Source organism: Sulfuricurvum sp. RIFOXYD12_FULL_44_77 (assembly GCF_001830725.1).
Lineage (GTDB): Bacteria > Campylobacterota > Campylobacteria > Campylobacterales > Sulfurimonadaceae > Sulfuricurvum > Sulfuricurvum kujiense_A.
Genome location: NZ_MIBU01000312.1, coordinates 2,534 through 5,586 on the forward strand (window position 1 = coordinate 2,534; position 3,053 = coordinate 5,586).

Below are 3,053 nucleotides of genomic sequence, written 5' to 3' on the forward strand. Positions count from 1 at the left end.
TGTATTTAACTTCGATGTCATGAGCAATGGTGGTACCTTTGATCTTCACTTCTGTCAAGTTTTTGAACGCTTCGTCAACCGCTTTACGGATAGCGTCTGGAACTTCTTTCGCTTTTCCGACTCCGTAACCTACGGTTCCTTTTTTATTTCCTACAACTACGAGAGCGGTAAAACGAAAACGTCTACCACCCTTTACAACTTTAGTTACACGACCGATGTTTACAATCGCTTCTGAAAATTCTTCTCTGTTAATTGGATTCATCATCGTGCCTTAAAACTTGATTTCATTTGCACGAAGTGCTTCGGCAAACGCTTTTACGACACCGTGATACAAAAATCCGTTACGATCGAACGTAACTTCATTGATACCGGCATCTTTGAGGGTTTTTGCAAATACGGCTGCCGCTTTTTCAGCGTCTGCTTTGTTTGCTTTAAGACCCAAAGTTTTTGAGTGTACTGCTGCTAACGTTACTGCCGATTCATCATTAATCGCTTGCGCGCTGATGTAACGGTTTGAACGGAAGATAGAGACACGAGGCAATGACGCGCATCCTGAAATTTTAGAGCGAATACGGCGTTTACGCTGAAGGCGTTTTGCCGATTTATTTTTAAGTGTTTTACCTGTCATATCATCGCTCCTTATTTCTTAGATGTCTTACCGGCTTTACGCAGGATAGTCTCATCAGAGTATTTAACACCTTTACCTTTGTACGGCTCAGGTGGACGGAATGAACGGATTACAGCTGCAATTTGTCCAATTTGTTGTTTATCGACACCTTTGATGGTGATAACGTTTTTCTCGACTGAAATATCAACACCGGCAGGGATATCAAAGTTGATATCATGGCTGAAACCGAGTTGAAGATTCAATACGTTACCTTGTACCGCAGCACGATAACCAACTCCGTTGATTTCCAGTTTTTTCTCAAAACCTGTTGTCAAACCTGTGATGATGTTTGCCGCTAGTGCACGGTATGTGCCCCAGAATGCGCGATCAGCACGTTGATCAGAGTTTGTACTAAACGTTAAAGTGTTATCTTCAAGTACTACACCACAGTTACCGAGAGTATCCAAGGTTTGAGTTGTTGCACCTTTCGCGAACGTCAATACCGTTCCATCAAGTGTAGCTTTTACATCAGCTGGGATAGAAATAGGAAGTTTTCCAATACGTGACATCTTATCTCCTTACCAAATTGTACAAAGGACTTCTCCGCCTACGCCAAGCTCGAATGCTTTATCGTTAGGAAGAACCCCTTTTGAACTGCTGACAATGATGGTACCGTAACCGTTTTTGAAACGTTTAAGTTCATCTTTACCTTTGTAAACACGACGTCCCGGTTTAGAGACACGTTTTACTTCATTGATAACCGTACGACCTTTTTCGTCGTATTTCAACACTACGTTGATGGTTTTTTTAACGCCGTCTTCAACAACGTTAAAGCTCTCGATGTAGCCTTTGTCCACCAAAATGGCAACTACAGCTTCTACAACTTTAGAGTGAACCAATGTTGTAGAATCTAAACGACGCATAGCCGCATTACGGATACGAGTCAACGAATCCGCGATCAAATCATTAATCATTTATATTTCCTTATCTTAGTCGTAAGTAGTATCGAGCCGGAATTACCAGCTTGACTTTCTAACGCCTGGGATTAACCCTTCGTTTGCCATTTTACGGAAGCAAACGCGACAAATTCCAAAATCACTGATGACAGAGTGTGGACGACCACAGATCTGACAACGAGTATACGCGCGAACAGCAAACTTTGGAGTTCGTTGTTGCTTAGCGATCATTGACTTTTTAGCCATTATTCTCTCCCTTTAGCAAACGGCATACCGATCATTTCAAGAAGTTTGAATGCATCTTTATCGGCTGTAGCGCTTGTTACCACGGTGATGTTCATCCCGTGGATTTGCATAATTGAATCGTAATCAACTTCCGGGAAAATCAACTGCTCGGTCAAACCGAAGTTGTAATTTCCGCGACCGTCAAAACCGTTACGTGGAATACCACGGAAGTCTTTAACACGTGGAAGAGATACAGAGATCAATTTATCCATGAAATCGTACATTTGAGCACCGCGTAGTGTAACTTTAACACCGACCGGCATCCCTTCACGTACTTTAAAACCTGCAACCGATTTACGAGCAACAACAACAGATGCACGTTGACCAGCGATGTTGCTGATTGTATCTTGGATACTTTGGATCAATTTATTGTCTTTCATGGCAAAACCACAACCGACAGAGATGATCACTTTTTCTAGAGCTGGAACTTGCATTACGTTTGCAATTCCAAGAGCGGTTTGGAGCTCAGGTTTGAGCGCCAAGTATTTATCTTTTAGTCGTGCCATGATTACGCCTCAACTTTACGGACATTTGATGCATCAACAGGCATTTCTTTATTCAAGAATCCGCCTTGTGGATTTTGCTCGCTAGGTTTGATCGCTTTTTTAGCAACGCGAACACCCTTAACGATTACTTTGTTTTTCTTAGGCATAACTTGAAGCAATTCTGCTTTAGTACCTTTGTCATCACCGGCGATCACTTCAACAATGTCGCCTTTTTTGAAATTAAATTTTGCCATCATACAACCTCTGGAGCAAGTGATACGATTTTCATGAAACCTGCGTAACGAACTTCACGGCTTACAGGTCCGAAAATACGTGTACCGATCGGCTCACGTTTTTTATCAAGGATTACAGCTGCGTTTTCGTCGAAACGGATGAGTGAACCGTTTTCACGGTGAACCTCTTTTTTCGTACGTACAACAACTGCAGTAACAACTTGACCTTTTTTTACTTTACCGGTTGGAGCCGCTTTTTTAACAGAAGCGATGATAACATCACCTACTGTTGCATAACGACGTTTTGAACCGCCAAGAACCTTGATACACATGATCTCTTTAGCCCCTGTGTTATCGGCTACTGCTAGACGAGTAAAACTTTGAATCATGCATTCACTCCTTTAACCAGAGTTTTAAGACGGAACGATTTGCTTTTTGAAAGTGGACGACACTCGATCGCGATCACTTCATCACCAATGTTAAGTTG

General features: G+C 42.1%; 8 protein-coding genes and 1 pseudogene. All 9 read right to left on the reverse strand.

Translation table 11 applies throughout. From position 1 onward, the window contains the following. Positions 1–262: pseudogene (gene rpsE, locus A2517_RS11775) on the reverse strand (30S ribosomal protein S5); the annotation flags it as partial. Between the two features lie 9 nt (positions 263–271). After that, positions 272–628 (reverse strand): 50S ribosomal protein L18, encoded by a 357-nt coding sequence (rplR, locus tag A2517_RS11780; protein ID WP_294897306.1) that lies wholly within the window; start codon positions 626–628, stop codon positions 272–274. Between the two features lie 11 nt (positions 629–639). Continuing rightward, complete coding sequence (rplF, locus tag A2517_RS11785) at positions 640–1,176, reverse strand: 50S ribosomal protein L6 (RefSeq protein ID WP_294897308.1); 537 nt, start codon at positions 1,174–1,176, stop codon at positions 640–642. Positions 1,177–1,185: 9 nt separating this feature from the next. Next, the gene (gene rpsH / locus A2517_RS11790) at positions 1,186–1,581 is read right to left on the reverse strand and encodes a 30S ribosomal protein S8 (protein ID WP_294897310.1); all 396 of its coding nucleotides are present in this window, start codon (positions 1,579–1,581) and stop codon (positions 1,186–1,188) included. A gap of 42 nt (positions 1,582–1,623) precedes the next feature. Further along, on the reverse strand, positions 1,624–1,809 hold the full coding sequence (locus A2517_RS11795; RefSeq protein ID WP_294897312.1) for a type Z 30S ribosomal protein S14: 186 nt from the start codon (positions 1,807–1,809) through the stop codon (positions 1,624–1,626). Further along, positions 1,809–2,354, reverse strand: a complete 546-nt coding sequence (gene rplE, locus A2517_RS11800) for a 50S ribosomal protein L5 (RefSeq protein WP_294897314.1) — start codon at positions 2,352–2,354, stop codon at positions 1,809–1,811. The genes A2517_RS11795 and rplE overlap by 1 nt, the downstream gene beginning before the upstream one ends. 2 nt (positions 2,355–2,356) lie before the next feature. Then, the gene (gene rplX / locus A2517_RS11805) at positions 2,357–2,587 is read right to left on the reverse strand and encodes a 50S ribosomal protein L24 (protein WP_294870753.1); all 231 of its coding nucleotides are present in this window, start codon (positions 2,585–2,587) and stop codon (positions 2,357–2,359) included. Then, complete coding sequence (rplN, locus tag A2517_RS11810; RefSeq protein WP_015652602.1) at positions 2,587–2,955, reverse strand: 50S ribosomal protein L14; 369 nt, start codon at positions 2,953–2,955, stop codon at positions 2,587–2,589. The genes rplX and rplN overlap by 1 nt, the downstream gene beginning before the upstream one ends. Further along, a partial coding sequence (gene rpsQ / locus A2517_RS11815; RefSeq protein ID WP_294897316.1) for a 30S ribosomal protein S17 occupies positions 2,952–3,053 on the reverse strand: 102 nt, incomplete at its 5' end. The genes rplN and rpsQ, both read right to left, overlap by 4 nt.

Excerpts from the sequence above, each read along its gene's own strand:
- rplR (WP_294897306.1), bottom strand. The coding sequence starts at position 628 with ATGACAGGTAAAACACTTAAAAATAAATCGGCAAAACGCCTTCAGCGT.
- rplF (WP_294897308.1), bottom strand. The coding sequence starts at position 1,176 with ATGTCACGTATTGGAAAACTTCCTATTTCTATCCCAGCTGATGTAAAA.
- rpsH (WP_294897310.1), bottom strand. The coding sequence starts at position 1,581 with ATGATTAATGATTTGATCGCGGATTCGTTGACTCGTATCCGTAATGCG.
- A2517_RS11795 (WP_294897312.1), bottom strand. The coding sequence starts at position 1,809 with ATGGCTAAAAAGTCAATGATCGCTAAGCAACAACGAACTCCAAAGTTT.
- rplE (WP_294897314.1), bottom strand. The coding sequence starts at position 2,354 with ATGGCACGACTAAAAGATAAATACTTGGCGCTCAAACCTGAGCTCCAA.
- rplX (WP_294870753.1), bottom strand. The coding sequence starts at position 2,587 with ATGGCAAAATTTAATTTCAAAAAAGGCGACATTGTTGAAGTGATCGCC.
- rplN (WP_015652602.1), bottom strand. The coding sequence starts at position 2,955 with ATGATTCAAAGTTTTACTCGTCTAGCAGTAGCCGATAACACAGGGGCT.